The following is a 26,112-nucleotide window of genomic DNA, read 5'->3' as shown; positions in this document are numbered from 1 at the left end:
CATTTTAGTTTTCGACTTATTAAGAAGGTCTTCGACTACTTGTCCCGATTTCACATCGGAAAGCTCAAACTGACAGCATTTAGCTTAAGTTAACAGCATTGGTGCGGACACCGACCAGTAGAGAAATAGTTTTTTCCATTTTCTCTTAAGAGCTTATTTGTGTTTTAACTCTGTAAAATGGGAAGATGCACGGTAAAAACTGAACCTTTATCTCTTTCGCTTTCCAGTGTAATCCTTCCCCCATGGCGGCTTACGATATTGTGAACTAAAAACAATCCGATTCCGAAGCCGCTAAAATATTGCTCATTCTGCCCCTCAACCCTGTAAAAACGTTCAAAAATCTTTTTCTGATTTTTTTCTTCAATCCCAATCCCATAATCCTTTACTGCAATTAACACCTCATCTCCTATTGCCGATACGGCAATATCAACCACATTACTTTTAGGCGAGTATTTTACTGCATTGGCCAGTAAATTAATCAACACCTGACTAATCCTGTCTCTATCAGCAGTGATAGCTGTTCCGGCACCTAATTCCAGCTGAAAGAAATGTTGCTGATGACTCAAACGGAAATCCTGCACCACTTCATTTACCAGATCATCTATATTGAAACGATCCATTTTCAGGTCCATCCTACCCGCATCTATTCGGCTAAGATCGAGCATATCACCAATTAGACCCGTTAATTGTATTAACAAAACATCTATTCGAGATAACGATGAATTCAGCTTCTCCAAAAATGGAGTCAGTTCTTCTCTTGATAATAACCTTAATGCCAGTTGCACATGGCCTTTTATGGCCGTAACCGGGGTTTTGAGTTCATGGCTCAACATACTCACAAAATCACTCTTGCGCTGTTCTTCTTGTTTTATGGCCTGAATATCGGTAGTTGAACCCACCCACATGGTGATGTTTCCCTGCTCATCTAAAATCGGCGATGCAATATTCAGATGCCAGATATAATTTCCCGTGGTATCCCGAAAACGCATCTCGGAAATATGAGGAACGCCATTTTGAGCAGCCAAAGCCAGACCTTCCTGAAATGCAGGGATTTCATCTGGATGCATCATTTGATGGTAGCCAAAATCCCGGAGTTCTTCAAAACTCAATCCGGAAAAATCAAGCCAATGTTTATTAAAAAAGGTTACCTCTCCGTTGGGTAATGCATTTGATATTTTGGCGGGTACCAGATCTGCGAGTTTTCGAAAATGTTGTTCACTTTGCTCAATAGCCTTCCGGGCATTTACCTGTTCGGTTACATCCCTGGTAACACCTGAAACTGCTACCACCTCGCCGCTGGCATCAAAAACAGGAGTTAAAATATAATCATACGTTCTTGGTCCTAAAACCGCATGAGGAAAATCTACTTCTCCACGGATAGCTTCACCAGTTGCGATAATCTGGTCTATCTCCCGCTCGTGCATTTCGGCATGCCAGGGTTCATATCCATTCTCAAGCAGGCTCTTTCCAACAGAATCTTCAAAACTTTTCCCCCACATCTCGAGCAGGGCTTTATTGGCGTAGGTAAACCGGTAGTCTAATCCAAATACATAAATAAGATCGGGCGTATTGGAGGTTACCGTTTCATAAAGCCGTTGTTGCTGTTCGGCTTGCTCTTTTGCCCGCTGCAATTCAATTTCTGCCTGCTTTCTTAGTGTAATATCGCTGGCTGCACCAAACCACTCTAAAATATTCCCTTCTGCATCCAGTATTGGCACAGCCCTCGAAACTGTCCAGCCTGCACTCCCATCTGCGCGCAGAACCCTATGCTCCAGGTCAAACATCGTCTGATTTTCAATCGCTTTGGCTATTGCAGCATTTACCATTTCCAGATCATCTGGATGGACATTAATTTTCCGCCAACCTATAATGGGTTCAGAAGTGCTCTTCAAAAAGCCCCTGCCATCCAGCTCATACATCACTTCCCAATCTGGGCTAAGCCGATAAACCACATCCGAAGTTGCCGCTACAAGGGCACTGAAGCGGTCTTGGTTTACTGCACCATCACTCATATTTAAAAAGCTATTAATTTTCTCAACATGGATGCAAATTAATCAAAAGATTATAAACGTAAAGTTACTTATGAAATGTTGATTAAGTTGATGAATCCTATTTCCATGCTTGATATGGTAAAACAATAGGTTTAGTGACCTCATAATCGCAACAAGGGCTTCCCTTTATTTTTTTTTATTTTTAAATATTTAAGGCTTCAAAGAACCGTTTTAATTCAAAATAATCATGCTATGAAAACAACCGATACCGGAAACAGCACCGAATCATTCGTACCAAAACCTTTTTCTCAGACCTTTTTCCATGGAACCAAAGCCGATTTAAAAATCGGAGATTTGATCCAAACGGGCTATCAGTCAAATTTTGTTGATAGGAAACTCAAACACATTTACCTTTCTGCTACACTAAGTGCCGCAATATGGGGTGCCGAACTGGCCTCGGGAGAGGGCCGGGAAAGAATATACCTGGTAGAAGCAACAGGCTTGCTGGAAGATGACCCCAATGTAACCGATAAAAAATTCCCAGGCAACCCCACCATGTCGTACAGGTCGGTGCATCCATTTAAAGTAATTGGAGAAGTTACGGTATGGCAAAGCCATTCGTCTGAACAGATCAGGGCTATGAAAGAAGGAATTGAAAAACTCAAACAGCAAGGGATTATGGCGATAGAGGAATGAGACTATTCAGTTCTATGAATATATAGAAACCTTATTTAATTGAGACCGAATTAGTATACTCTGGCTATCGCAAAAAGTGCACACGACTACATAAATGTAAAAATAATAATACACTCGAATATTTTCACTGAGACATAAGTGTATATTGCTATATTTATGTCGTTAAGACAATTAAACGCTCCATCATAAACTCATGTTCAAGCTCTCCTTCATAAACAAAAAGCGGTTAAGCAAAGTTAAACAGCAGCTTGCAGGAGATCATTTAATATTTCTTAATAGCATAATAATCCAGGAAAGTACCGCATTTTTAATACCCTCAGATAGTTGGAATGGAAAATAACATTAAAGATATTCTAGGCATGTTAATCGCTATCGTAGCCATCACCTTTGTCCTTCAAAAACTTACAAAAGGAAAATCCTTAACTAAGGAGGAAGTTGAAAAATGCTTTGAATGTAAATCCATCTATTATTCAGTTCCCGAATTATTTCCGGAAATAATAAAAAAGTAAAAGCATATTCTTCCACAAGAAGAACAGCAAAATAATGTTAGTTTGTTTGGTTTAGGCTCGCAGGGATGCGGGCCTTTTTTTGTCACAATAGCGGGTTTTGCTTAACTTAGGTGCTTCCCACATTATCTTTTTTCTCTATGGATTCAATTGCATTTTCCACTCAGCTGGCCAGTCAGATAGCCTCTCTTAGCAGATCACAAAGGCTGGCCTTCGGGCTCGACCTCTGTAACCGTCTGCTGCCAGATTATATTACTTTCTTTCAGGAATATAATTGGGGTGATGCGGAGGTTCTAATCCGATCGTTGGAATATGTAAAGTCTGCAACCGATACTGAAATTGATGAAGACAAGGTAAATCAATTGATGGATGAACTTGATCTGGTTATTCCAGACACTGAAGAGTTCGGTGATTTTTCTACCAGTTATGCCATAAATGCCTCATGTGCGGTATGGGAACTACTCGAATATTTATTGGATGACGACCAAACCCATTTTATGCACATGAGCACACTCGCAACAGACACCATAGATTTCAAGTTACAGGAAATTGTTGATACGCTTACGGCTGAAGAGCTTGCCACACATCCTATGCGCATAAAAGAGTGGCAATATCAATTAGAGATAAGCAGATAAGCCTGGCATGAACGCTAAACAGAAACTGATTTTGTATTTCATTGATACGGGCTTTGCTGTTGATCAGTACAACTGGTGAAGCACCTGGATCGTTCATCTTATTTAAACTAAAGATACCGCAATACCAATTCTTCCCATTCCTCCTCTAACGAGATTTGCGGGCGACTTTCTCCAGCTCTTCGATACCAGTAATCAGCATTCCAGATATCCCCTTCTTTTCGATGCAGGTAAGCATGTATCCGCGCAGAAACCCGATCACTTAAGTGGTCAACCCGGCTGTGCGCAGCATTCCAATCACCTTTTGCATCATACCACAAGGCGATTAAAGGTGCAGAAAGCTGATCACCCGGGGCATCCATTTTTAAAGAATTTTTAAATGCTGCTAAATTCATCGAAATAAGGGAATGGTTTTATCACAAAGTTACAACTGATACTGAAATATTAAATCAAATTCTTATCGTGACTAAGCAACTAGGTGAGATCCGCTTCTGCAAGTAAAAATTAAAGTTCTTTAGGATACTCTTCTTCCGTTACTGGTGCTAACCAGGTAACCTGAACATCATCTTTGTAGTTTGTAATGGCCACATGTACCATGCTGCTTATTGAGTTTGCCCCATGCCAGTGTTCAACATCTTCAGGGATGTTCACCACATCTCCCTTTTTAATCGCCTGAACGGGTTTACCTTTCTCCTGATAAAATCCATTGCCCTCAATAACCAATAAAACCTGTCCTTTCGGGTGCGTATGCCAGTTGGTACGGGCACCGGGCTCAAAGGTTACACTGCCTGCAGAAAAGTCATTATTTTTATCTTTTGAAACTAAAAGCGTTAAAAACGCATTCCCTACAAACCATTCATTTGGCAGTGGTTGTCCTTTTGGAAAAATTTCTGTTGTATTCATTGTTGTTTTCTTTAATGTTAGTATTTAAAATGTAACCTACACTATTAATTCAGGAATCTCACAGCTAAAATATTACTTTAGGTTTTGTTTAAAAAAGTTTTCTAACTGATCAAATGGGATGACATCTGTTTGATCATACAAATCAACATGTACTGCATCTGGAATAATATAAAGCTCTTTTGGTTCTGCCGCCATCTTGTAAGCGTCTTCACTAAAATAACGGGAATGGGCATTTGCTCCTGCAATTAAAAGTATCGGACGGGGAGATATTTCTCCAATATAAGTTAACAAGGGCATGTTCATAAAAGAAAGTGGATTGGTAACTAGCCAGGCTCCATTCGAATTAACAGAATTGGGATGAAAACCTCGTGGAGTACGATAGTAATTATAATAATCAACAACGAACTGTGGCTCATCTCCTTTTAATTTTTCAGGTAAATTCCTAAGGCCATCGGCAGGTTTCCCCTGCTCTGCGTCAACCCAACGCTGTTCACTCATTGCTTCAAGCATTTTAGAGCGTTCCCCCAACGTCATTTTATCATTATACCCCTTCGACATCACTCTGGTCATATCGTACATGCTTGTAGTAGCCACTGCCTTAACACGCTTATCAACAGCTGTAGCATTCAAAGCCATACCTCCAAAACCACAAATCCCAATGAGTCCTATTTTATTTCTATCAACAAATGGCTGCAATCCCAGAAAGTCAACAGCCGCACTGAAGTCTTCGGTATTAATGTCTGGAGAAGCCACATTACGGGGTTCACCCTCACTTTCACCAGTATAAGCGGGATCAAATGCAACTACAGCAAAGCCACGTTTGGCCATTGTGTTGGCGTATAAGCCAGAAGATTGCTCTTTAACTGCCCCAAAAGGACCGCTTATCGCCAATGCGGGTAAGGTTTCATTTCCACGTTTTTTAGGAAGATATAAATCGCCAGCCAGGGTAATTCCGTAACGATTCTTAAAAGTGACCTTTTGACGAGTAACCTCGTCGCTTAGTTCAAAAGTATAATGTCCATTTTCTATGTTATTTTTCATTTTTATTACTTTTTTAGATTGTGCTATCGCATTTCCACCTATTAAAAGGAATGCGATTAATAAAAGGTTAATTATTTTCATCCTATCTTATTTTTATTGTTTTTTTATCGCTTACTTTTCAATTATTGAGCATTAGCATAACTCGACATATTGGCATTTTCAATTGAATTTTGGTGATTTTCTTTGGCCAGCCTTTTATCCAAAACCACTCTGAAAAAGATCATCAGCAATGCCAATACACCAAAAACTGCCCCCAGCCATGGTAAATCATTAATACCCCTATTTGCAATAAACCACCCTCCAACTGCAGTTCCAATAGAAACGCCAAGATTACCAAACGATGATTGTAAGCTGTTGGCAAACTCCGGTGCTTCGGGTGCGGCGTCTATCATATAAGAAATGGCAGTTAGAAAAGCAGGACCGTACATTATCCCCCAAAAAGCGATCACCAGAATTTGAATAAGAAAGTTATCACCGGAAAATTGCAGGATAATAGGAAGCACCATGGTACCCAACAGGAAAAAGGCTGTGGTAAGCGGAATGTTTTTAGACAATAAACGACCTGCCAACCAATTGGCAAATAGGCCTGCTATACCAAAAAGGAATAACATATAGCTAATCTGTTCCCCCGTCATCATTTTTGCTTTACCCAGATAATCTGCGAAATAGCTATACGATGAAAACCATGCTGAAATTAGAAATACGTTCATGGCCACACTGATGATAAAACGAGGTTTTTTCAATATGCTTAATTGACTTCCATAAGTTGGTGTCTCGGTAACAGGCATATCAGGTATAAATGCCATGATGCCCGCAACAGCTATAAGGCTAATCAAGCCCTGCACCATAAAACTCGTTTGCCAGCCGTATAAACTAGACATATATGTTGTTAATGGAATGATGGTTACCTGCGCTATAGCAATACCACCAATTACAATTCCCATTAACTTATGCTGTTCAGCTTTTGTTGACTGACTAATGACTGCGCCCATTGCTGCTGAAAAGAATACTGGCTGCAAAATGGCTGGCAGCACCCTGAAGACCAGCAACAACCAAAATGGTGGCCCGAATGCGGAAACAATATTCGACACCAGGAAAAGTGATATGGCAACCATCATCATCTTTTTCTTATTGATACCCGATGTAAAAAGGACAACGAAAGGCCCCAGTAAGAAAATAGTTAATGCAAAGGCACTTAGTAATAATCCGGCCTGCTCAATTGCAATATGATAATGTGAAGCAACCTGGGGCAGTACACCAATTATACCGAATTCTGTACTGATAATCCCTATTACCCCCAGGCATCCCGCGTATGCTATCCTCTTTAACTCAGCTATCCTGTTGTATGGTTTCATATCTAATGCTTTCATCAATAATAGAAAGTACAAAGATACCCGCCCCATTTGCTCGGGCGCTAAAGATTATCAAACCGATGATTAAGAATTTCAAACCAGCAACTCGCGAAAGGAAGTAGGATTGGTTCCAGTTACTTTTTTAAAGAAGTTGTTAAAGTAGGTAGGATATTCGAACCCTAATGCGTAAGCAATGTCGGCCACATTCCAATCGGTATGTTGAAGAAGTGCCTTCGCTTCATTAACAATACGTTCTGTGATATGTGCCGTAGTGGGTTTACCTGTAATTTCCTTCACTGCCCGGTTGAGATAGTTTGCATGTACATTTAGTGAAAGGGCATAATCCTGAGCTGTTTTAAATTTGAGGGGCCTATCTATTGTTTCTACAGGGAATTGTCTTTCTAACAACTCCAGAAATACGGAAGTAAGTCGACCTGCTGCATTTTTGTGCTGATCGAAACTGACCGATGGTTGTATTTTGAGCGCTTCATGGATAATCAGATTGATGTAATTCCTTATGAGGTCGTCCTTGTATGCATAGTCACTCTTTTGCTCCTCAATCATTTTAAGGAACATGGTGTTCAGTAAATCTCTTTGTTTTTCATCAAGGCTCACGATAGGCGTACCTCCAATTTTGAAAAGTGGAGAATGTTGCAGGCTCTCACTACGCCCCAAACTGCTAAAAAAATCTTCAGAAAAGAGCACAGTATATCCTACATAGGTAGTAGAAAGTGTTTCCCAGGAATAAGGGATATGGGGGTTACCAAAAAATAAAATGGTCCCTTCATGTTCAAAACTCCGGTCGGCATAATGAATAATGCTTTTGCCTGTAGTAAGGCAGATTTTATAAAAATCTTTACGATTATAAATGCGTGTTGCATGGCTATCTGCTTCAAGCTGCCATACATTAAAGCCTTTCAATTTTAACTCACTGTTGAATTCTGATACCGGACGTTCGATCTTTGCCATTTCACAAAGTTAAGAAATTCAAAACAAATGAGCTTTCCCTGTCAATGCCAGGTATCACTTCTTTAACGAAGTTTCCGCTCCCACTTTACTACCAGACCTTTCACTTTTAATTTTTTCCCGATGCTGCATGCCCCAACGGGTCATCGCTCCCACCACTTCTTCCAGCGTATGGCTGTAAGGTAACAGCTGATATTCTATCATGACCGGATACCCTACTGATACTTTTTTGATGATAAAACCATTGAGCTCAAGTTCTTTTAATTCGCTGGATAAAACCCTTGCCGATATTCCGGTTACCTGCTTCTGAAGTTCAGTAAATCTGTTATTTCCCCTGGCCATGGCAATGATAATCATTAGCTTCCATTTACCTCCGATGGCATATAGCGCATCGCTAACAGCCATCAGTACCTTAGTACATTCAGCTGTAAATTCTTTATTGGACTCTGCAATTTCTTCTTTCATATTTCAATATAATCAATTGGTTATTCACTAACTTTTAGGTAACTACTAATAAAATGTAAGCGAATATACGCTAATTTTGGCAATAACAAAAAGCTTAATCCACAGCATAAGAGTGTGCAAAATTTATACTATAAACATAACAGTATGAAACTTGATCAAATTATAGATTCTTTAATATTGGAAATTTATCCATTAATGCCCTCTACAGGTACCTGGCCATTTACCATGGTCCGTGTAGAACGCAATAACCTGCGAGGCATGGAGCAACTTCCTCAATTTTATGCTTCTTCTGGCCTGCTCATTCTTCAACGTACTGACTTCCTCGAAGAGCATCTGGTAGATTATGCGCGGGGAGCTAAAGAATACGGTAATCTTTCATCAGAGCAAAGGCTTGAGTACCTGGAAAAACACAGAAAACAGCATGAAAGCAAAGAAAAACTTAAAGAATGGGTCGACAGAATTACCAGCCTGGCCATTGGACTAATTAGCCAGGTTGCGATACAGAAAGGGCTGCATCTTAACCCTATTGGTGTAGATTTCTCTGTTGTAGATACTTATTTGAAGTTGAAAAGCAAAAATCTCAAAACCTACCAGTTATTCGATATCTATCAGATAGATCCATCATCATTTGGATAACATTACCATGCTAATGCGATATCATTAACCACATGCAAAAAACAATTTTACATAATCAAAAAAATCATGACACTAGAAAATTTAATAACAAAAGACGAATTAAGGAGCCTGACAGATGCTTATGCTTCCTTAGGAGATGACAAGAGAATTTCTGAGCAAATGGCTTTATTTACGCCCGATGCAACTTACCAAGTTTACATGAACGGCTCCTTGGTCGCGAATATTGCCGGAACAGAAAATCTGGAAAAGGAATTTAACGGGCACGCTTCACAGGTAAAAACCTATTTCACCCTGAATGGGCAACACGTAGTAACTATAGCGGAGAACACGGCAACGGGCACTTCATTTTCTCAGATTAAAATGATCAGAGAATCGGAAGGAAAACACAACATTACAGACTATAGTGTAAAGTATGATGACACTTATGTCCGCCAAAATGGAAAATGGCTGATAAAGGATCGCACAGGGTACTTTGTGATCGTAGAGGCCAGGGCACTGAATCTTTAATACAATAAACAAGAAAGGTTGCTGAATCTGATAAAGATTAGGTTAACCTTTCTTGATCCAAAAATCTATAAGTTTGAAAACCAATCAGCATAAAACACAAAAATGCTGAGCTGATTATTTTTTCTTCCTCAAGAACCCTCCATTTGCATTAAAGTACAATTTGGTGTCGTTAGTTAGCTCCAATTTGTAGCCAGCAGCACTTTTATCAATGCTTTCTACCCCAATGCCCGAAAATTTCTTTTTCAGATAAGCCTGTATCGCCCCTGGAAAAAACGAGGTTGGTAATTTATTGGGCTCTTCCGCCTTTGCCTCAATCCAATTTCCGGCCTTGCCAAAATCGATTTCCGTATCATCTGCCAGTTTTACCTCATAAAAAGTACCTTGTGGTGTTGGCGATTTTTTTGCTTTAACTTCCCTTACTGCGGTCTTTCCAAAATGTTTTTGAATAAAGGCCAGAGCAGTTTTGGGGAGTGAAACCTGTACCACAGGCTTATGATCAAATAAAGTTGTGCTCATAACCACTTCCTCATCAAAACGATTGGGTGGGCTGGCATGTAAGCTAGCGGAGAACAATAAAAGGGCAGGCAAAATTTTGAATGTATTCTTCATCATGTCAATTAAGATTTTTTAATACAACGTGCAAGTAATCCAAATGTTTACAAAAATATGCAGACCATTATCTAAGGAATATTTTCTGTATATTAAGCCTGTTAAAAATCAATATCCTACAGATAGTTATCTATTTTATTTAGCTCATCTGGAGTAACTGATATACACCTTAACCAAATACCATGAGCGCCTCTCTGCCCACAAATGTGCCTTGCTGCAATAATTTATACTTAGCCGTAGAGCTGGGCAATCATCCGGTAAAAAAGCTTAGCGATTACCATATCTCCTGCAAAACATCTATTACCCGATAAATACATTATCTAAACGCAAATCAACCCATATTAACCCTATCTCACATCCCAAAATTATGAAATCAATCAAAATGTTATCGGCATTTCTAATGCTATCCTCTACATTATTTGCTCAATCTATCAAATTTCCTTCGGTAGATAGCGCTGAAGATCCTACAACCGTTATCACTGCAATTGAAACCAATAGCAATGCCACAATTGTATCTTTCAAACATACCAGCCCCGTAAAAGGCAATTGGGTACAATTAAATAAAAGCATGTATTTACAGGATGCTAATGGCGAGGAAAGATACAACTACATCAAATCTGAAGGAATTCCCTTAAGACCGGAAAGATTTGTTTCTAAGGAAGATAACCAGGAAGTAATCTTCAAGGTATATTTTGAAAAGTTAAAACCGGGAACTAAAAGTATCAATATCATCGAACGGGCACGTTCAATGTCTGAATTAAATAATGGCATTAACTTTCTAAATTACTTCAAGGTAGACCTACTTAAATCTAAGTCTGAAACAAGCCATGAAACCCGTGCAACGCAAGTTATTATCGCTCCACCTCCACCCTTAGAAAATGGCACATCAACTGCAATGGGTTTTGAAAATATGGCCAACCTGGCTCCAATGATGAACAACATGTATGGCAGTATGCTTCAGGCACAATTGAATACGCTTAGCAAGCCAGCGGTAATCAATCAAATGGCCAAGGTTACCAAAAATTATTATGATGCTTTAATTAAGGCTGGCTTCTCTGTTGATGCCGCTTTAAAGATTGTGATTTCCAAGCCATTGGTATCGATAAATGATGGAGTAAGAAATTAATGAAAAAGGGTTTAATATTAGTCATTATCCTTCATTTCTTTCAGCTTGAGGTAAGCTCACAAGAGGTAAATTTACAGGTACTATTTCAAAAAGTTAATGCTGCATCGGGAAAGATAAGTAGTGGCCGATATCAGTTGGGAGAAAGTTATCAAAAAGTATCTGTTGGAGAAGACAGCTCCAACAGAACAAGCTATTATGATGTTTACTTTAAACTAAATCCTGCTGACACCCTGGTTGGCTATAAAGTGGCATCTGCCAGCAGTTCGGGGCTTACCCAACTTTATAACGGACATGAGCTACTTACATTAACATCCTGGGATGGTCAGCTTGAAATTAGCCCCAGCTCCAAAAATATCCGGAGGATTAAAGATTTGAAACATAGCTTTACCCAGTATCCATTTTTCCATAATGTAAATACTGGTTTTCAGAACATTAGTAAATACCATAGGGAAAAAACCGTTAATCTTGCGCTAAAAACCGTTCAATACAGGGGAAATTCCTGTTTTAAGATAACCGTTCCCTCGGGTGGAGTTCAAAAAACAAATGCTTATTCCAACTATTACATTTCTGCGGTTAGCTTTTTACCAATGGGGCAGGAAATTGTGATGGAAACCGTCATTTCAAATGCCAGGGAAATTCAGACTTTTGAATACTTCGTCTCAGCCTTAAAAGCCAATATAAAAATTGATGATGATAAGTTTAACAAGGAATCGTTACCTGGCTACAGCCGGGAAAGCATTGTTGATGAATCTGTTAAGCCAGTGAGCAATGAACTTCTTAAAAAAGGCTCCCTTTCTCCTGATTGGGAGTTACCTTTAATTAATGGCGGAACGCTGAAAGCCGGCGATTTAAAAAATAAAGTAGTAATTCTGGATTTTTGGTACAAAGCCTGTGCGCCTTGCCAACGACAAATGATTGCGTTGCAGCAACTCCAAGATAGATTTGACAAGCAAAAAGTGGTCTTTATTGGGGTTAATACCATAGATGATCCGGTAAAAGATAAGCTTCAGACTTTTTTAAAAAACAGAGGTTTAACAATGCCAAGTGTTTATAACGGACGCGAAATAGAAAAACTTTATCAGGTATACGCTTCTCCGGCATTATTTATCATTAATCAGCAAGGTATAATTAGCTTTTCACTTGATGGATATGCTGATAACCTGCTTCAAGAGGTACAAAAGGAAGTAGAGAAATTGCTCTAAACTGGCATTTTAAGATCAACTATCCATTGGAGCATGAGAAAAATTGCTCTTCAGCTATTGAAACAGGTAAAAATACTGAGAGATGTGGAATCTACTTAAGCGACCACTTTTGCAACTTAGCAGGCGGTTTCACTGGTATATGTTTTGTTTGGCTTACAACATACGCTAAAACAAAAACTTATGACACAGAAAGAATTCAGTGAGACCATTAGTTTGCATGCGCCATCACTTAAATCGCATGCACTCCATTTCACCAAGGATCCCGAAGATGCCAATGACCTCCTGCAGGAAACCTTGCTTAAGGCCACCCGCTTTGTCTCCAAGTTCGAGGATGGCACTAATATTAAAGGCTGGCTCTTCGTGATCATGAAAAACACGTTTATTAACAACTATAAGAGGAGTTTAAAAACCCGCGACCGTACAGTACAAGAGGATGAAATTACCTCTGCCAACCTTCATTACAGTGCCAGCACGAATAGTTCAGTGGGAAGTTTTATACTGCAGGATATTAATCTGGCTCTGGCCATGCTACCAGATAAGTATTCGGTTCCCTTTATCCGCTACTTTGAGGGCTACAAATACCATGAAATTGCTGAAGAGCTGCACCTACCTTTGGGAACAGTAAAAACCTACATACATGAAGCTCGGATTTTACTCAAGAAATATCTCAAACAGTACCAGTCATAAAAGCCAAAAGGGAAAGCAATCAAAAATTACTTTCCCTTTTTTTATACAGTATCTTAAAAATCATGCAATGCTAAAGCGCTTCATATGGTGTAAAAATACTTGTTTTAGAGGTGCAGAATACGCAAAATAATAATATTAAGATTTCAATAAATGGTGGTAGAAGTGCAAAAAATTTTATCAGTTAATAATGCCCTTGGTATAGGCAAAGCGCATGAGTACGGCAGTATTCTTGGCTCCTGTTTTATCTATCAGGCTTTGGCGATGTCCTTCCACTGTTCTGCGGGAAATAAATAGCTTATCGGCCATCTCTGCATTGGTTAAACCTTGACCAATAAGTTGTAAAATCTCGATCTCCCTGGAAGAAAAATCGGAATCATGCATTTTATTAGCAGTTAGAAATGTAGATTCGATTACCTTATCTATAATTTTTATGGAAAGGCCTGAACAGATGTATCGCTCCCCGGAGATAATTCTCGATAGCGCAAAGAAAAGTTCATCAGCATCTACCGACTTGGTTAGAAACCCCTTTGCCCCCGCACCTATCGCCTGGTAAAGGTGGGAATCGTCTTCAAGCATGGAAATAATAAGTACCGGAACCTCGCATTGATTTTCTTTAAGGGCTTTAATCATAGCAATCCCATCCATAACCGGCATACCAATATCCGAAACAATCAGATCTACCTGTAACCCCTGGTCCAATGCATTTAGTACCTCCTGTCCGTTACCTGCGTCGTAAATTACCTTGTACTCATTTGTGGATTCCAAAAGCATTTTAAGTCCGTACCTGATGACTTTGTGATCTTCTGCTAGAATAATATTTTTCATGATGATTTAGGCGTGATCAGGACAAAGCTGATTTGGATTGTCGAGTAGCAGGCATATAAAGAACACCTCTCATTCCAGAAAGTTTTAGAATTACCTATTTCATTTGACGGAAGATAAAAAACCGGATGTTGTGCATCCGGTCATTATTTCACTCTGAGTTATATTTCATTACTGTACTCGCTCCATTGTGCAATTCCTTCGGGTTCTGAAGACTTAACTTCTGCGCTTTTCTCCTCGCTCATTTTTATATTCAATGCTTCGGTCTCTTCCGTTTCCTCTGCTTTACGGTCTGGAAGATCGGTTAATCCATCGGTTACTTTCACAAAAGTGATTGGATCTTCAATTAATTCCCAATCCTTGCCCATTCCTGGCATTTCTCCCGTATTCCATGGTCCTTCAAACGAATTTTCTGGAGAAAGGTTAAAATACTGTTGGGTAAATCTTGGGTCGGCCTGTAAAACACCAGGAGGAAAGTTTGGTTGTATGGTATCTAATGCGGCTTCGAACATTTTATAATGGGCTACTTCCCTGGTCATCAGAAACGACAGTGTTTCCTTTACATATGGATCGTCTGTAAACTTCATGAGGTGTTCATATACCAGTTTTGCCCGTGATTCTGATGCCAGGTTGGATCTTAAGTCCACGGTCAAATCGCCATTAGAATGGATATAAGATGCACACCATGGGATGCCCTGACTATTGGCAAGCCTCGGCCCGCCACTGCTAAGCATTACAAAATGTGGATTTGCCGTAAGCGCCGAATGGATAATATTTTCCTTCGCTGCATTGCCATCTAACACCTGCATAATCTCCGAAGCATCAGCGGCATCTTTTAGTTCTCCATTAATCCCTTTTAGCAACATCTGAATGGTTGCACCAACAATCTCCAGGTGGGAAAACTCTTCTGTAGCAATATCCATCAGCATATCATACTTATCGGGATGTGGCTGTTTAGCGCCAAAAGCCTGGGTAAAGTATTGCATTGCTGCTGCAAGCTCGCCATTCTCGCCGCCGAACTGTTCTAATAAAATATTAGCAAAAACCGGGTCTGGCCTGGAAACCCTTGCATTAAATTGTAGGTCTTTTGAATGATGAAACATAAGCTTATTGTTTTGTTATTCGTTTATGAAACTGATAATCTTTACAGCTTCCGTAGTAAACACATTAAAAAGAGCCAACTGGTTTGCTTAATAAACAAAACACGTAGTGAGGCACAGAACAGGTAGCGAACCACGGTGTATACCTGTTATTAGAAATCTTTCAGGATAGTATTCCAGAAACCAGCAAGTGCCATTGCACGAATGACATTCCAACAGCACTTCCTCCATTCACGAGTAAATTCCTGGCTTTATCGAGCAAGGGCTGTTCATCAATATTAGGTACTTCATTACGACCGTGAACTTCGGCACTAAGCACGTTCTCCCTACGATAAACCATGAAGGTGGAGGTTGCCCTATCGGTAAAGAAATGAGCAATCTTCTCTCCTGCCTCCCCGGGAATGCTACTTGGCCTGGCTACAAATAAGGTGAAATCAATATCTGAGCCTACATCAGAAAATTTTTCCAGATATTCTATACAAACCCAGTCATAGCCTTTGCCCACTTTGGTCCCTGGCCCGGGAATATCAATCCGTACGTAATCATTTTCTTCCACAGGTCTGTTTAGCGGCAGTCCGCTAAAATCATACAGCGCAAAATCACTGGCCTCAATGGTAGAGATAGTTTGCCAGTTATTTATATCCAACAAGCGAACAACAGCTTCTTCATAAGCAGCTCTGGCCTCAGCGCTGGATGAGAATTTCTTTTCTTCCTCAGCGTCAGTTTGTTGCCCAATCTGCTGGGTGGGTATAAGGGTTTCTTTTTCCATTACTGTGTTTTATTAAAAAATCCCATTCGCCGAGGAATTGTTTTTATGTTTCCTGTAATAAGCCTAAATCGGGTAATCGACACGAGATGTGACAAATACCTGTTAACAAGATGTAAACTACCTGTTTGCGCATTATTCTAAACCATTTAGTATCAGCATAGTTCTTAAAGCAAACAGAAACCAAAAAGAAAAATATATGGCAACTACAACAAAAGCAGCAACAGCTAAGGCTGCGAGCAAAACAGAACCTAAAAAAACGACAAGTAATAATAAAGGTAAAATTGAACCATCAGAATTCCATGAGTTTTTTGTTGATGAGCTAAAAGATATCTATTGGGCAGAAAAACATCTGGTGAAGGCACTTCCAAAAATGAAAAAGGCTGCTACCAGTCCTGAGCTTGCCGCAGCATTTGATAAACACGCGCAAGAAACCCAAACGCATATTGATACCCTGGAACAGGTTTTCGACCTATTGGGCGAAAAAGCTTCAGCAAAAAAATGTGATGCTATGGCTGGATTATTAGAAGAGGCGAATGGTATTATTGAAGATACTGACACGGGTACCATGATCAGGGATGCAGGATTGATTCTTGCAGCGCAAAAGGTTGAGCATTATGAAATTGCTACTTATGGCACCTTAAAGGTATTTGCTCAGAATATCGATCGCGCAGATGTGGCAGATCTTTTGGATCAAACGCTTGAAAATGAAAAGGCAACGGATGTAGCCCTTACTGAGATTGCGGTTAGCACCATCAACGCTGAGGCCGCAGCAGAGTAAACAAAAGCTAAATTAGCTTACTTCAATTAAAGAGCTGTAACCTAACCCATTCATCTTTTGAAAGTTGACAAATTAAGCTTCCCGATGAGATCGGGAAGCTTAATTTGTACGTTAGAATTGATGATTCGAACGTTTTAGTTATTTATTATGGGATATTATGCGGCATCAATAGCTTCGCGAAGCGCTTTTGCAGCTTCTGCAGGATTTTCTGCCGCATAAATTGCTGCTCCGGCAACTGCAACCTGAGCGCCAGCCTTAATAACAGCACTCACATTATTGATGTTTACACCACCAGCTATTGATACCGGAACACCCGCTCTGGCTGCCTCATCAATCAATACCTGTATAGAATATCCCGCAGTCCATTGTTCGTCAAGTCCAGCATGTAATTCCACAAATTCTACGCCTAAATCAATAACGTCCTGCGCTCTCTTTACGCGATCAGGATATCCAATGGTATCTACTACTACACCTTTACCATGAGCCTTGGCTGCTTTAACTGCACCAATAATTGTTGCATTTCCTGCTGCTCCCATAACCGTTACCAAATCAGCACCTGCCTTAAATGCGATATCTGCTTCCAATTCACCTGCATCTGCAGTTTTAAGATCTGCGAAAACCAGTTTATCAGGGTGAGCATTTTTCATTGCTGTAATAACGGTTGAACCCATATTTTTGATTAATGGAGTTCCTAATTCTATGATATCAACATAAGGAGCCACTTTTGCTGCAAGTGCCAAAGCTTCGTCTGTGGTTAATAAATCTATTGCTACTTGTAATTTTGCCATGTTTTTGATTATTTATTAATGTTATTGATTGATTTTTTTATTCCAGATTAGCGTGTCGTTCCCATAGTTCTTCTGCTGGTACCGCACTAATTTTCCAAAGCGATTGAAACACTACATCCATCAGGAGAAATAAGAACTGCTCAAATAAGCTGCCTGCATATTGCTTGGACTTTGATCTCTTCACCTCCTGTTTTCCTGCTGCAGGGATAAAGATTACATGATTAGCCAGTTCGGCAAGTGGAGCATCTGCTACAGTAGTTATGGCAACAATTTTTGCACCCGCTGTGCATGCCTTCTCAGTTGCCCGAACAATGGAAGAGGTAGTTCCAGAGCCAGAAGCGGCAATGAGTAAATCGCCCTTTCTAATTGCCGGGGTAGTGGTATCTCCCACAAAGAACACAGTTAGGCCGAGATGCATCAATCGCATAGCAGCTGCACGTAAGGAAAAACCCGAACGACCTGTAGCTATTAAAAAGATTCTTTCTGCCTGTTGGATATGGTTAACCATTGGAATGAGGTTTTCTGTATTGATCTTTTTGGCCAATTGCAGGTTTTCATCCAATATTAAATCCAAATTTAATTGTAGCTCCCAGCTGAGTTGCTGAAAATCCAGCTTAGTGATCTGGTTGTCCTCTATTTCCATATTCATTTTTACTTGCCCAAAGGTATTACCACGCCTTGTACCTAGCTTTACACAATTGGCTCATTAAATGGGATAATTTGGAAACATTATAGCCTAAAAGTCATATTATTAACCATACTTCCCCCGTATTTCCGAATAGTCCACCTCTATTACCTAAAAATCCAACCCATAGCTGATTAACCTTTTATATTTGTATTTATGAATGCAGCACCTACCCTGGGCCTTGAGAAAGCCATGCTTTATATGCGAAACCTTGCTAATTGTCCGCCGAGTTATTTAAATGATCCCGGAAGGAAGGATTTTTTCGAAATTGTATGGCTTAAGAATGAAGATCCGCTACATGGCATTACCGATCCAGCATACCGGATAAAGGGCGACTGGGTTTACCTCATCCCTCCCTATCGTGTTCATCAATTAAACAAGGCAGGGAAAAAGGGAGAATTAATTTCCTTCAAAAGGTCGATGCTGGAAGAAGAGGATAAAGATTTTCTACTCGATCTTTTCAGGATATTTAATGTTCAGGGAGAATTTTCCTGCCTGCGCCTCGATGAAGAAGCGGCTAAAGGATTGGGTGACATTTACCGCCTGATGGAGGAAGAATACCAAAAGGGTAATCACTTTGTGATGATGAAAGCACTTTTAAAGGTACTTCTTCTGAAACTGATTTCTGTAAAAGAGCTCGAATTTACCGGACATGATACTCACCAGAAAAGAGTTTATGAATTTCTAATGCTTTTGGAGGGTAATTTTCAAACGGTAACCAATATTGATTTTTATGCCGGGAAATTGGGGATCAGTTCCAAGCGGCTAAACCAGATTCTAAAGGAAAAACTGGATAAAACCGGAACTCAAATCATTCACGACAGGATTATTTTAGAGGCTAAACGGAAGATGATTCACAGTGAAATAACGATTAAGGAAATCGCTTACGAACTCGGATTCAGTGACAGGCCCTATTTTAGCAGGTTCTTCAAAAAACAAACCGGACAAACACCAGAGGAATTCCAAAAAATGGCTCGGGCACACATAGAATCTAGATTTAATACCCTGGTATAAGGAGAGATGGTGTGAAGGATGTAAGAGGTATTGATGGAAGCATGGACGATGTACTGTGCGATCGCCATTCTTTCCATTTTTCCATTTTACATAACTAAAAAGATGTAAGATGTTGTGATGTAAGGATGGACGATGTACCTCGCGATCGCTATTCAGTCCATTTTCCACCTTACCATTTTACATAACCAAAGAGATGTAAGATGGCGTGATGTAATTATGGACGATGTACCTCGCGATCGCTATTCAATCCATCTTCCATATTACCATTTCACATAACTAAAAGAGATGTAAGATGTTGTGATGTTAGCATGGACGATGTATCCGGCGATCGCTATTCAATCCATCTTCCATTTTTCTATTTTACATAACTAAAGAGATGTAAGATGGCGTGATGTAATTATGGACGATGTGTCCGGCGATCGCTAGTCAATCCATCTTCCATTTTTCCATTTTACATAACAAAAGATGTAAGGATGGACGATGTACTGTGCGATCGCGATTCAGTCCATTTTACATCCTTACCATATTCCCTATCTACGCCATTCCTCCAAACACCACATACATTTGCTCTTCTTGTAAAAGGCCATGAATAATTTCGATGAAATAATCGTGTACATATATTGCTAATTTTAACGCAAAACTCTGCTTAATTGGTTTTTCCAGAGTAGGGAATTCTAGTTCTGGCACTCGCTTAGTAAAAACTGTGGGACTGGTAATGGCCTGAAGCAAATCGGTTTTAAATTCAGTGCGGGGTACACTTTTCATCCCAAATTGGCTAACCCATGGATTCGGCATTCCAAAATCATGTAATTTAAATCCATCTGCCCTGAGCCTTAGCATCAAATAGTAAAAGGCAACTTTACTGGCATTATTAACCGTATGAAACAAACTTAATGTCATGAAGTAACCATTAATAGCAGCGCCTATCACACCTCCCACCAAAACACCATTTTGGTAAGCTTCTACACTATGTGCGGTTCCCATTTTATTTAATTCGACAGCACAATTAATATATTCTTCACTTAACCAGGTAATTGCCTTAGCATCTCTGGGTTTTGAACAGGCACGTATGGTGGCCTCAAAGTCATGGTCAATTTTAATTTCAAACTCCTTAATATCCCTTGCGCGTTCCTTTTTTAATAACCTTAATAATCCATCTTGCATTTTAAAATGATCAATAGGTATTATTCCCCTGGCTTCCGGATCAAGCCATTCTATAATTTTATGATTTCTCATGTTGGGAAATACAACAGGCGATAATTCCAGCTGGCTATTTGCCCATAAAACGGCTTCCTTTTTACTTCTCGAAGCTTTGGATAAAGCGAAAAAACAAAAATGCTGTAGTTTTCTCTTCAATTTATGCTTGGTACCGCCTGGAAAAAAAGCAGCTAATAATTTAGATGAAATACGCATGCGAGGATAATTTTGGTTGATCCTCAAAATTAACTGGCAAACTGTAAAACAACATTGTAAACTGGTTTGCAGTATTTGAACAATTGAAAGCTAATATATGATGTAAGGTGGTGTGGATGTAAGAGGTATTGATGGAATGATGGACGATGTACCCGGCGATCGCAATTCGGTCCATCTTACATAATTAAAGGATGTAAGAGGTGTTGATGGAATGATGGAAGATGTACCCGGCGATCGCCATTCGGTTCATCTTACATCTTACCATTTTACATAACCAAAGAGAATGTAAGGGGTATTGATGGAATAATGGACGATGTACCTGGCGATCGCTATTCAATCCATCTTCCATATTTACATTTTAAATAACAAAGAGATGTAAGGTAGTTTGAGGTAATTATGGACGATGTACCTGGCGATCCCTATTCAATCCATCTTCCATATTTACATTTTAAATAACCAAAGAGATGTAAGGTAGTTTGAGGTAATTATGGACGATGTACATGGCGATCGCTATTCAATCCATCTTCCACATTACCATTTTACATAACCGAAGAGATGTAAGGTGGTGTGAGGTAATTATGGACGGTGTACCCGGCTATCGCCATTCGGTTCATCTTACATCTTACCATTTTACATAACCAAAGAGAATGTAAGGGGTATTGATGGAATAATGGACGATGTACCGGACGATCGCTATTCGGTCCATCTTCCATATTTACATTTTACATAACCAAAGAGATGTAAGGGGTATTGATGGAATAATGGACGATGTACCCGGCGATCGCTATTCAATCCATCTTCCATATTTACATTTTACATATTCGAAGATGTGAGTTTTTTTTATACGAACGAGAGTAATTCCAAAACAGGTACCTCATGAGTAAAAGCCAGTGGTGAGGTAATAGCTCTTAATAAAGCTTCCTTAAAATCTTTTTTGGGCAAGCTTTTCATTCCAAACTGTTGTATCCAGGGGTTCGGCATACCAAGGTCGTGGAGTTTATAGCCATCTGCTTTTAGCTTCAGCATTAAATAGTAAAAAGCAACTTTACCCGCGTTATTAACAGTATGAAATAAACTTAACGACATAAAATAGCCATTAATGGCAACCCCCACTACTCCACCTACCAGCTTACCGTTCTTATAGGCCTCTACACTATGCGCAATGCCCATTTTGTGTAACTGGATAGTACTATTAATATATTCTTCACTCAACCAGGTAATGGCTTTCAAATCTCTTGGCTCTGCGCAAGCTCTGATTGTAGCTTCAAAATTTTCGTCTATTTTAATATCAAACTCTTTAACTTCTCTGGCCCGTTCCTTTTTAAGTAACTTAAACAAACCTTCCTGCATTTTAAAATGATCTATCGGCAATATGCCCCGTACTTCCGGATCCAGCCATTCTACAATTTTATGATTGCGCATATTAGGAAATACAACATATCCCTGTGTAAATGCACTCACTAAAGCATGTGGAGATAATTCAAATTGACTATTCGCCCACAAAAGCGCATTGCCTTTACTTCTTGATACTTTTGATAGCGCAAAAAATAAAATTTGCTGTAATTTTCTTTGCGCTTTATGCTTCGCATTACCCGGAAAGAAAATGGATAATAATCTTGAGGAGAGTTGCATGGCAAGAAATATTTGGTTTAATAGTAAATTTACTCAACAAAATGTATAAAGTTACTACAAAATGGTTTACAGTATTTTAGCAATTATACTCGATACTTCTATTCAGTACTTAGTCCATAGTCGTTAGTACTTAGTCTGGAAGTATACTTTTCTGGCTCCCCATCTTGATACTTAATACTTAATACTTGATACTAAATACTCCGTCCAACAGGATGGTACAGGACAGAAATGCAAAATAAATGACCTAAACTCGTATTATCAATTAGCCAAATATTTCATTTCACCAACTATTAACGATTTAATCTTCGGTTCATTAGTAACAAAAGACAACTGATTACCAACTTATTATAAAATAAAAAGACATTATTCCTGATTACAACAGTTTTCAGAAGCTAAAGCAATCTCTCGTTTAGAACATCGCAACAAATCAACCTGGTTACTAACTTAATTATTACATGAATGACAACTTTTACCCCTTGCAAATCAAACTAGTTTACTACGAATTGGCTTAATGCGCAGCGCTAATTAAGCAAACTATCATTAACGAGATTGATAGTTATATATAAAACCAAATATTTCCTAACCAAATTATAAATTATGGATTTCAATTTCAATTCAGAAATGCCGCAATGGTGCAAGCCTAAGGCAGGCAAGAAAATTCTGATTATGGGACTCTCAGCGCTATCGCTAGTGCTTTTAAACGAAACAGCGATTGCCTATCCAAACCTATCAAATGCTGTTACCAAAACACGTTATGCCAATAAGCTAGATGTATTGCTAAAAGGAAAAATAACGGATGAAAAAGGTGAAACTTTAGTAGGCGTAAGTTTAAAGCTAAAAGGTACTACCATTGTTACCACAACAGACGCTAACGGGGCTTTTTCGATCAATATTCCGTCTAGTGTAACCAATCCGACATTAGTAGTTTCTTATATTGGCTACACCACACAAGAAGTTCCGGTAACAGGTAAAACAACGGTAAGCATACAGCTTAAAAGCTCAACGAATGATTTGGATGAGGTTGTGGTTGTGGGTTACAATACGGTTAAGAAGAGTGATTTAACAGGAGCAGTAACGAGTGTAGGTGCAGAGGAAATCAGGTCAAGACCAGTAACCAATGCTTTGCAAGCCATTCAGGGTAAAGCTGCAGGGGTGGATATTACTTCTAACGAGCGCCCAGGCCAAGTAGGAAGTATTCTAATTAGGGGAGTTAGATCTCTAACAGCGAGCAATTCACCATTATATGTTGTGGATGGAATCCCATTACAGGCCGGAGGAATAGACGCTATCAATCCTAATGATATTGAAACTATAGACATCTTAAAAGATGCATCGGCAACCGCTATTTATGGTTCACGTGGTGCAAATGGTGTGGTTTTAGTAACTACCAAAAAAGGTAAAGCAGGTAAGGTGACCATGGATTATGTAGGAACCGCAACCATAGAAACCTTAAACGACCGAACTGAAATGATGAATTCTGCACAATATGTAGAATTTAGAAGAGATGCTTTCAGAAGAGCAGGCACATATCCGGCTGTACCAACCTTAACTGATGACAGAAGAATTTTTGCCGGAGATACCTTTGTGCTAGATAATTTACAGCAGGGCTGGGCTAACGGTGTATATGATGGTAGTTTAATTCCAACTACAGATTGGGGATCATTGGTTACCAGAACAGGTGTTACACAAGATCACGTTTTGAGTGTTAGTGGTGGTACAGACAAAATAAAAGCCTATGGCTCTTTTGGTTATCTGAATCAGGAAGGTACACAACTAGGACAAGATTTTGAAAGATATAGTGGTAAACTGAGCGTAGAAATTAACCCTATAAAATGGTTTAAAATGGGTACAAACCTCACGGCATCCTACGGCCTTCAAAACTATGGTTTTCAGGCAGCAAGCGCATCAGGAGCAAGCAGTATCTATTTTGCAGCACGTGGTATGCTACCTCTAGCCGTACCATTTGATGCCAACGGAAACAGAATTAATCTACCAGGAGGCGACATCAATATTCAGAACCCAATACTTGAAGCAGATTACAATATCAACCTGCGTAAAACACTGAGGACAATCGGATCAATTTTCGCAGAGGTTAATCTTTTAAAGGGTTTAAAATATCGTGTAAATTTTGGACCAGACTTCTCCAATTATTATAATGGAAGATACCAGGATGCAAAATCCGTAAACCGTGATGCAGGCGTGCCAGGCTCAATCAACAATTATGCTCAATTAAATCAAAGCAGCAGATTCGCCTACACACTCGATCATTTATTGTATTATGACAAAACCATCAACAAACACAATTTTGGTGTAACCTTATTGCAGAGTTCTTCATCTTTCAGAGAAGAGTCATCTTCACTAACAGGTAGTAAAATCCCACTAACACAATCACTTTGGTATGGTTTGAATCCAGGCAATATTACCGGATTAGATGGATTTAGTACTGATTTAAGACGGTCTACTCTCGCTTCCTATATGGCAAGAGCCAACTATAGTTTCGACAGTAAGTATCTCTTAACGGCTTCTGCACGTTGGGACGGTGCTTCACAATTGGCCGCAGGAAATAAATGGGACTTTTTCCCATCTGCTGCTATTGCATGGCGCCTTGATCAGGAAGATTTCATCAAAAACATTAAATGGGTGGATCAGTTAAAATTCAGAATCGGTGTAGGAAGTACAGGAAATTCATCGGTTGACATTGGTAGTACATTAGGTCTTTTACAACCTTTAACCTATACTTTTGGAAGCTCGGCGCAAACCGGATATGTTTCTTCTGACGCATCCTTAGCCACCCCTATCCCATTACCGAACAAATTATTAAGTTGGGAAAAAACATTACAATATAACTTAGGTTTGGATTTCGATTTATTGAAAGGAAGAATTAGTGGTTCATTGGATGTGTACAAATCAAAAACTACAGACCTGATCTTGCTTAAAAAGATTGCTTCTGTAAATGGATATGTTACTTCTTATGATAACATCGGTTCTACTAAAAACAAAGGGATTGATTTAACATTAAATACGGTTAACCTTAAAACCAAAGATTTCAGTTGGGAATCAACCCTCAATTTCTCCGTAAGTAAAGATGAAATCGTTAAATTGGATAACGGAGACATGGTTGCAGATCGCTTCTTCATTGGACAAAGAAATGGGGTAGCATTTGATTATATCAAAGACGGAATTTGGCAAAATACCCCAGAGGATATGGCAGAAATGGCTAAGTTTAATGCAAATATTGCCAGTGTAAATAGCCAGTTCAAAGCAGGAAGCATAAAAATCAGAGATTTGAATGGCGACTACAAAATAGATGCGAATAATGATCGTGCCATTTTAGGGCATTATAATCCAAGCTGGACAGGAGGATTAACGAACACCTTTAACTACAAAAATTTCGATCTTTCTATTTTTATCATTGCACGTTATAACTTCCTGATTCAAACAGGTGCTGAATCTTTACAGGGCCGATTCGCTCAGCGTGTTGTTGATTACTGGACACCAACAAACCCAACAAATGATTATCCTGCACCGAATTACAATAGTGCTGCCGGCGATCCATACATCAGTTCGATGAACTATCAGGATGCCTCATTCATTAAAATAAGAAATATATCATTAGGTTACAACTTTGCGCAAAGCCTGGCCAATAAATTAACACTTTCCAGATTGAGAGTGTATGCACAGGCTATCAATCCTGGGCTCATTTACTCTAATGTTAAATGGATCGACCCTGATTTAGGTGGCTCGACCTTTAACAGAGGTGTTGTATTTGGAATTAACGCAAGCTTCTAACCA

At 39.4% G+C, this 26,112-nt stretch carries 25 protein-coding genes; 10 read left to right on the top strand and 15 right to left on the bottom strand.

Features of this window, described 5'->3' with window-relative positions; translation table 11 throughout:
* Nucleotides 1-164 precede the first annotated feature (164 nt).
* Nucleotides 165-2,012 carry a PAS domain-containing sensor histidine kinase gene (locus BMX11_RS11675; protein ID WP_090884413.1) on the bottom strand — a complete coding sequence of 616 codons (1,848 nt, stop codon included), beginning with the start codon at nucleotides 2,010-2,012 and terminating at the stop codon, nucleotides 165-167.
* A gap of 231 nt (nucleotides 2,013-2,243) precedes the next feature.
* Here BMX11_RS11675 and arr point away from each other — a divergent pair, with 231 nt between their 5' ends.
* Entirely contained in the window at nucleotides 2,244-2,687 is a 444-nt protein-coding gene (arr, locus tag BMX11_RS11670) for an NAD(+)--rifampin ADP-ribosyltransferase (RefSeq protein WP_090884411.1), read from the top strand.
* Between the two features lie 646 nt (nucleotides 2,688-3,333).
* Nucleotides 3,334-3,828 carry a DUF416 family protein gene (locus tag BMX11_RS11660; RefSeq protein WP_090884407.1) on the top strand — a complete coding sequence of 165 codons (495 nt, stop codon included), beginning with the start codon at nucleotides 3,334-3,336 and terminating at the stop codon, nucleotides 3,826-3,828.
* Between the two features lie 107 nt (nucleotides 3,829-3,935).
* On the opposite strand, the gene BMX11_RS11655 is transcribed toward BMX11_RS11660, so the two are convergent.
* The 6 genes from BMX11_RS11655 to BMX11_RS11630 form a co-directional block, all read right to left on the bottom strand.
* Nucleotides 3,936-4,220 carry a hypothetical protein gene (locus tag BMX11_RS11655; protein ID WP_090884405.1) on the bottom strand — a complete coding sequence of 95 codons (285 nt, stop codon included), beginning with the start codon at nucleotides 4,218-4,220 and terminating at the stop codon, nucleotides 3,936-3,938.
* 109 nt (nucleotides 4,221-4,329) lie between these two features.
* Entirely contained in the window at nucleotides 4,330-4,728 is a 399-nt protein-coding gene (locus BMX11_RS11650) for a (R)-mandelonitrile lyase (RefSeq protein ID WP_090884403.1), read from the bottom strand.
* 72 nt (nucleotides 4,729-4,800) lie between these two features.
* On the bottom strand, nucleotides 4,801-5,850 hold the full coding sequence (locus BMX11_RS11645; RefSeq protein ID WP_090884401.1) for an alpha/beta hydrolase: 1,050 nt from the start codon (nucleotides 5,848-5,850) through the stop codon (nucleotides 4,801-4,803).
* A gap of 41 nt (nucleotides 5,851-5,891) precedes the next feature.
* Nucleotides 5,892-7,139, bottom strand: coding sequence for an MFS transporter (locus BMX11_RS11640; protein WP_245738646.1), 1,248 nt, complete (start codon nucleotides 7,137-7,139; stop codon nucleotides 5,892-5,894).
* A 75-nt stretch (nucleotides 7,140-7,214) separates the two neighbouring features.
* Entirely contained in the window at nucleotides 7,215-8,090 is an 876-nt protein-coding gene (locus tag BMX11_RS11635; protein WP_090884399.1) for a helix-turn-helix domain-containing protein, read from the bottom strand.
* A 54-nt stretch (nucleotides 8,091-8,144) separates the two neighbouring features.
* Nucleotides 8,145-8,552 (bottom strand): winged helix-turn-helix transcriptional regulator, encoded by a 408-nt coding sequence (locus BMX11_RS11630; protein ID WP_090884397.1) that lies wholly within the window; start codon nucleotides 8,550-8,552, stop codon nucleotides 8,145-8,147.
* Between the two features lie 144 nt (nucleotides 8,553-8,696).
* Between BMX11_RS11630 and BMX11_RS11625 the strand changes: the two genes are divergently transcribed.
* Together BMX11_RS11625 and BMX11_RS11620 are read left to right on the top strand one after the other, a co-directional pair.
* Nucleotides 8,697-9,188 carry a hypothetical protein gene (locus BMX11_RS11625; RefSeq protein ID WP_090884395.1) on the top strand — a complete coding sequence of 164 codons (492 nt, stop codon included), beginning with the start codon at nucleotides 8,697-8,699 and terminating at the stop codon, nucleotides 9,186-9,188.
* A gap of 66 nt (nucleotides 9,189-9,254) precedes the next feature.
* Nucleotides 9,255-9,695: a nuclear transport factor 2 family protein gene (locus tag BMX11_RS11620; RefSeq protein WP_090884391.1), complete on the top strand. Its 441-nt coding sequence runs from the start codon at nucleotides 9,255-9,257 to the stop codon at nucleotides 9,693-9,695.
* 114 nt (nucleotides 9,696-9,809) lie between these two features.
* Here BMX11_RS11620 and BMX11_RS11615 read toward each other — a convergent pair whose 3' ends face one another.
* Nucleotides 9,810-10,307 (bottom strand): PepSY-like domain-containing protein, encoded by a 498-nt coding sequence (locus BMX11_RS11615; RefSeq protein ID WP_090884389.1) that lies wholly within the window; start codon nucleotides 10,305-10,307, stop codon nucleotides 9,810-9,812.
* Nucleotides 10,308-10,671: 364 nt separating this feature from the next.
* On the opposite strand from BMX11_RS11615, the gene BMX11_RS11610 reads away from it, so the two are divergent.
* The 3 genes from BMX11_RS11610 (at nucleotide 10,672) to BMX11_RS11600 (ending at nucleotide 13,319) form a co-directional block, all read left to right on the top strand.
* Nucleotides 10,672-11,430 (top strand): hypothetical protein, encoded by a 759-nt coding sequence (locus BMX11_RS11610; protein ID WP_090884387.1) that lies wholly within the window; start codon nucleotides 10,672-10,674, stop codon nucleotides 11,428-11,430.
* Complete coding sequence (locus BMX11_RS11605; protein ID WP_090884385.1) at nucleotides 11,430-12,632, top strand: peroxiredoxin family protein; 1,203 nt, start codon at nucleotides 11,430-11,432, stop codon at nucleotides 12,630-12,632. The genes BMX11_RS11610 and BMX11_RS11605 overlap by 1 nt, the downstream gene beginning before the upstream one ends.
* A gap of 180 nt (nucleotides 12,633-12,812) precedes the next feature.
* Complete coding sequence (locus tag BMX11_RS11600) at nucleotides 12,813-13,319, top strand: RNA polymerase sigma factor (RefSeq protein WP_090884383.1); 507 nt, start codon at nucleotides 12,813-12,815, stop codon at nucleotides 13,317-13,319.
* Nucleotides 13,320-13,496: 177 nt separating this feature from the next.
* Here the strand turns inward: BMX11_RS11600 and BMX11_RS11595 are convergent, their stop codons facing one another.
* The 3 genes from BMX11_RS11595 to BMX11_RS11585 all read right to left on the bottom strand — a co-directional run bounded on the left by BMX11_RS11595 (nucleotide 13,497) and on the right by BMX11_RS11585 (nucleotide 16,010).
* Nucleotides 13,497-14,144 carry a response regulator transcription factor gene (locus BMX11_RS11595; protein ID WP_090884381.1) on the bottom strand — a complete coding sequence of 216 codons (648 nt, stop codon included), beginning with the start codon at nucleotides 14,142-14,144 and terminating at the stop codon, nucleotides 13,497-13,499.
* Nucleotides 14,145-14,302: 158 nt separating this feature from the next.
* Complete coding sequence (locus BMX11_RS11590; RefSeq protein WP_090884380.1) at nucleotides 14,303-15,244, bottom strand: manganese catalase family protein; 942 nt, start codon at nucleotides 15,242-15,244, stop codon at nucleotides 14,303-14,305.
* A gap of 160 nt (nucleotides 15,245-15,404) precedes the next feature.
* Entirely contained in the window at nucleotides 15,405-16,010 is a 606-nt protein-coding gene (locus BMX11_RS11585) for a hypothetical protein (RefSeq protein ID WP_090884378.1), read from the bottom strand.
* A gap of 196 nt (nucleotides 16,011-16,206) precedes the next feature.
* Here BMX11_RS11585 and BMX11_RS11580 point away from each other — a divergent pair, with 196 nt between their 5' ends.
* Complete coding sequence (locus BMX11_RS11580) at nucleotides 16,207-16,788, top strand: YciE/YciF ferroxidase family protein (protein WP_090884375.1); 582 nt, start codon at nucleotides 16,207-16,209, stop codon at nucleotides 16,786-16,788.
* Nucleotides 16,789-16,943: 155 nt separating this feature from the next.
* Here BMX11_RS11580 and hxlA read toward each other — a convergent pair whose 3' ends face one another.
* Complete coding sequence (hxlA, locus tag BMX11_RS11575) at nucleotides 16,944-17,576, bottom strand: 3-hexulose-6-phosphate synthase (protein ID WP_090884372.1); 633 nt, start codon at nucleotides 17,574-17,576, stop codon at nucleotides 16,944-16,946.
* A 37-nt stretch (nucleotides 17,577-17,613) separates the two neighbouring features.
* Entirely contained in the window at nucleotides 17,614-18,225 is a 612-nt protein-coding gene (gene hxlB, locus BMX11_RS11570; RefSeq protein WP_217643825.1) for a 6-phospho-3-hexuloisomerase, read from the bottom strand.
* 192 nt (nucleotides 18,226-18,417) lie between these two features.
* On the opposite strand from hxlB, the gene BMX11_RS11565 reads away from it, so the two are divergent.
* Nucleotides 18,418-19,275, top strand: coding sequence for a helix-turn-helix domain-containing protein (locus BMX11_RS11565; protein ID WP_090884370.1), 858 nt, complete (start codon nucleotides 18,418-18,420; stop codon nucleotides 19,273-19,275).
* Nucleotides 19,276-19,809: 534 nt separating this feature from the next.
* Here the strand turns inward: BMX11_RS11565 and BMX11_RS11560 are convergent.
* Nucleotides 19,810-20,688 carry a leucyl/phenylalanyl-tRNA--protein transferase gene (locus tag BMX11_RS11560; protein WP_090884368.1) on the bottom strand — a complete coding sequence of 293 codons (879 nt, stop codon included), beginning with the start codon at nucleotides 20,686-20,688 and terminating at the stop codon, nucleotides 19,810-19,812.
* 840 nt (nucleotides 20,689-21,528) lie between these two features.
* Nucleotides 21,529-22,320: a leucyl/phenylalanyl-tRNA--protein transferase gene (locus BMX11_RS11555; RefSeq protein WP_090884366.1), complete on the bottom strand. Its 792-nt coding sequence runs from the start codon at nucleotides 22,318-22,320 to the stop codon at nucleotides 21,529-21,531.
* Nucleotides 22,321-22,917: 597 nt separating this feature from the next.
* Here BMX11_RS11555 and BMX11_RS11550 point away from each other — a divergent pair.
* Nucleotides 22,918-26,109 (top strand): SusC/RagA family TonB-linked outer membrane protein, encoded by a 3,192-nt coding sequence (locus BMX11_RS11550; RefSeq protein WP_090884364.1) that lies wholly within the window; start codon nucleotides 22,918-22,920, stop codon nucleotides 26,107-26,109.
* Nucleotides 26,110-26,112: the final 3 nt, after the last annotated feature.

Origin of the sequence: Pedobacter rhizosphaerae (assembly GCF_900111155.1) — a bacterium.
Taxonomy (GTDB): domain Bacteria; phylum Bacteroidota; class Bacteroidia; order Sphingobacteriales; family Sphingobacteriaceae; genus Pedobacter; species Pedobacter rhizosphaerae.
The sequence above is the reverse complement of the archived record's forward strand: the minus strand, read 5'-3'. Positions and strand labels throughout refer to the sequence as shown.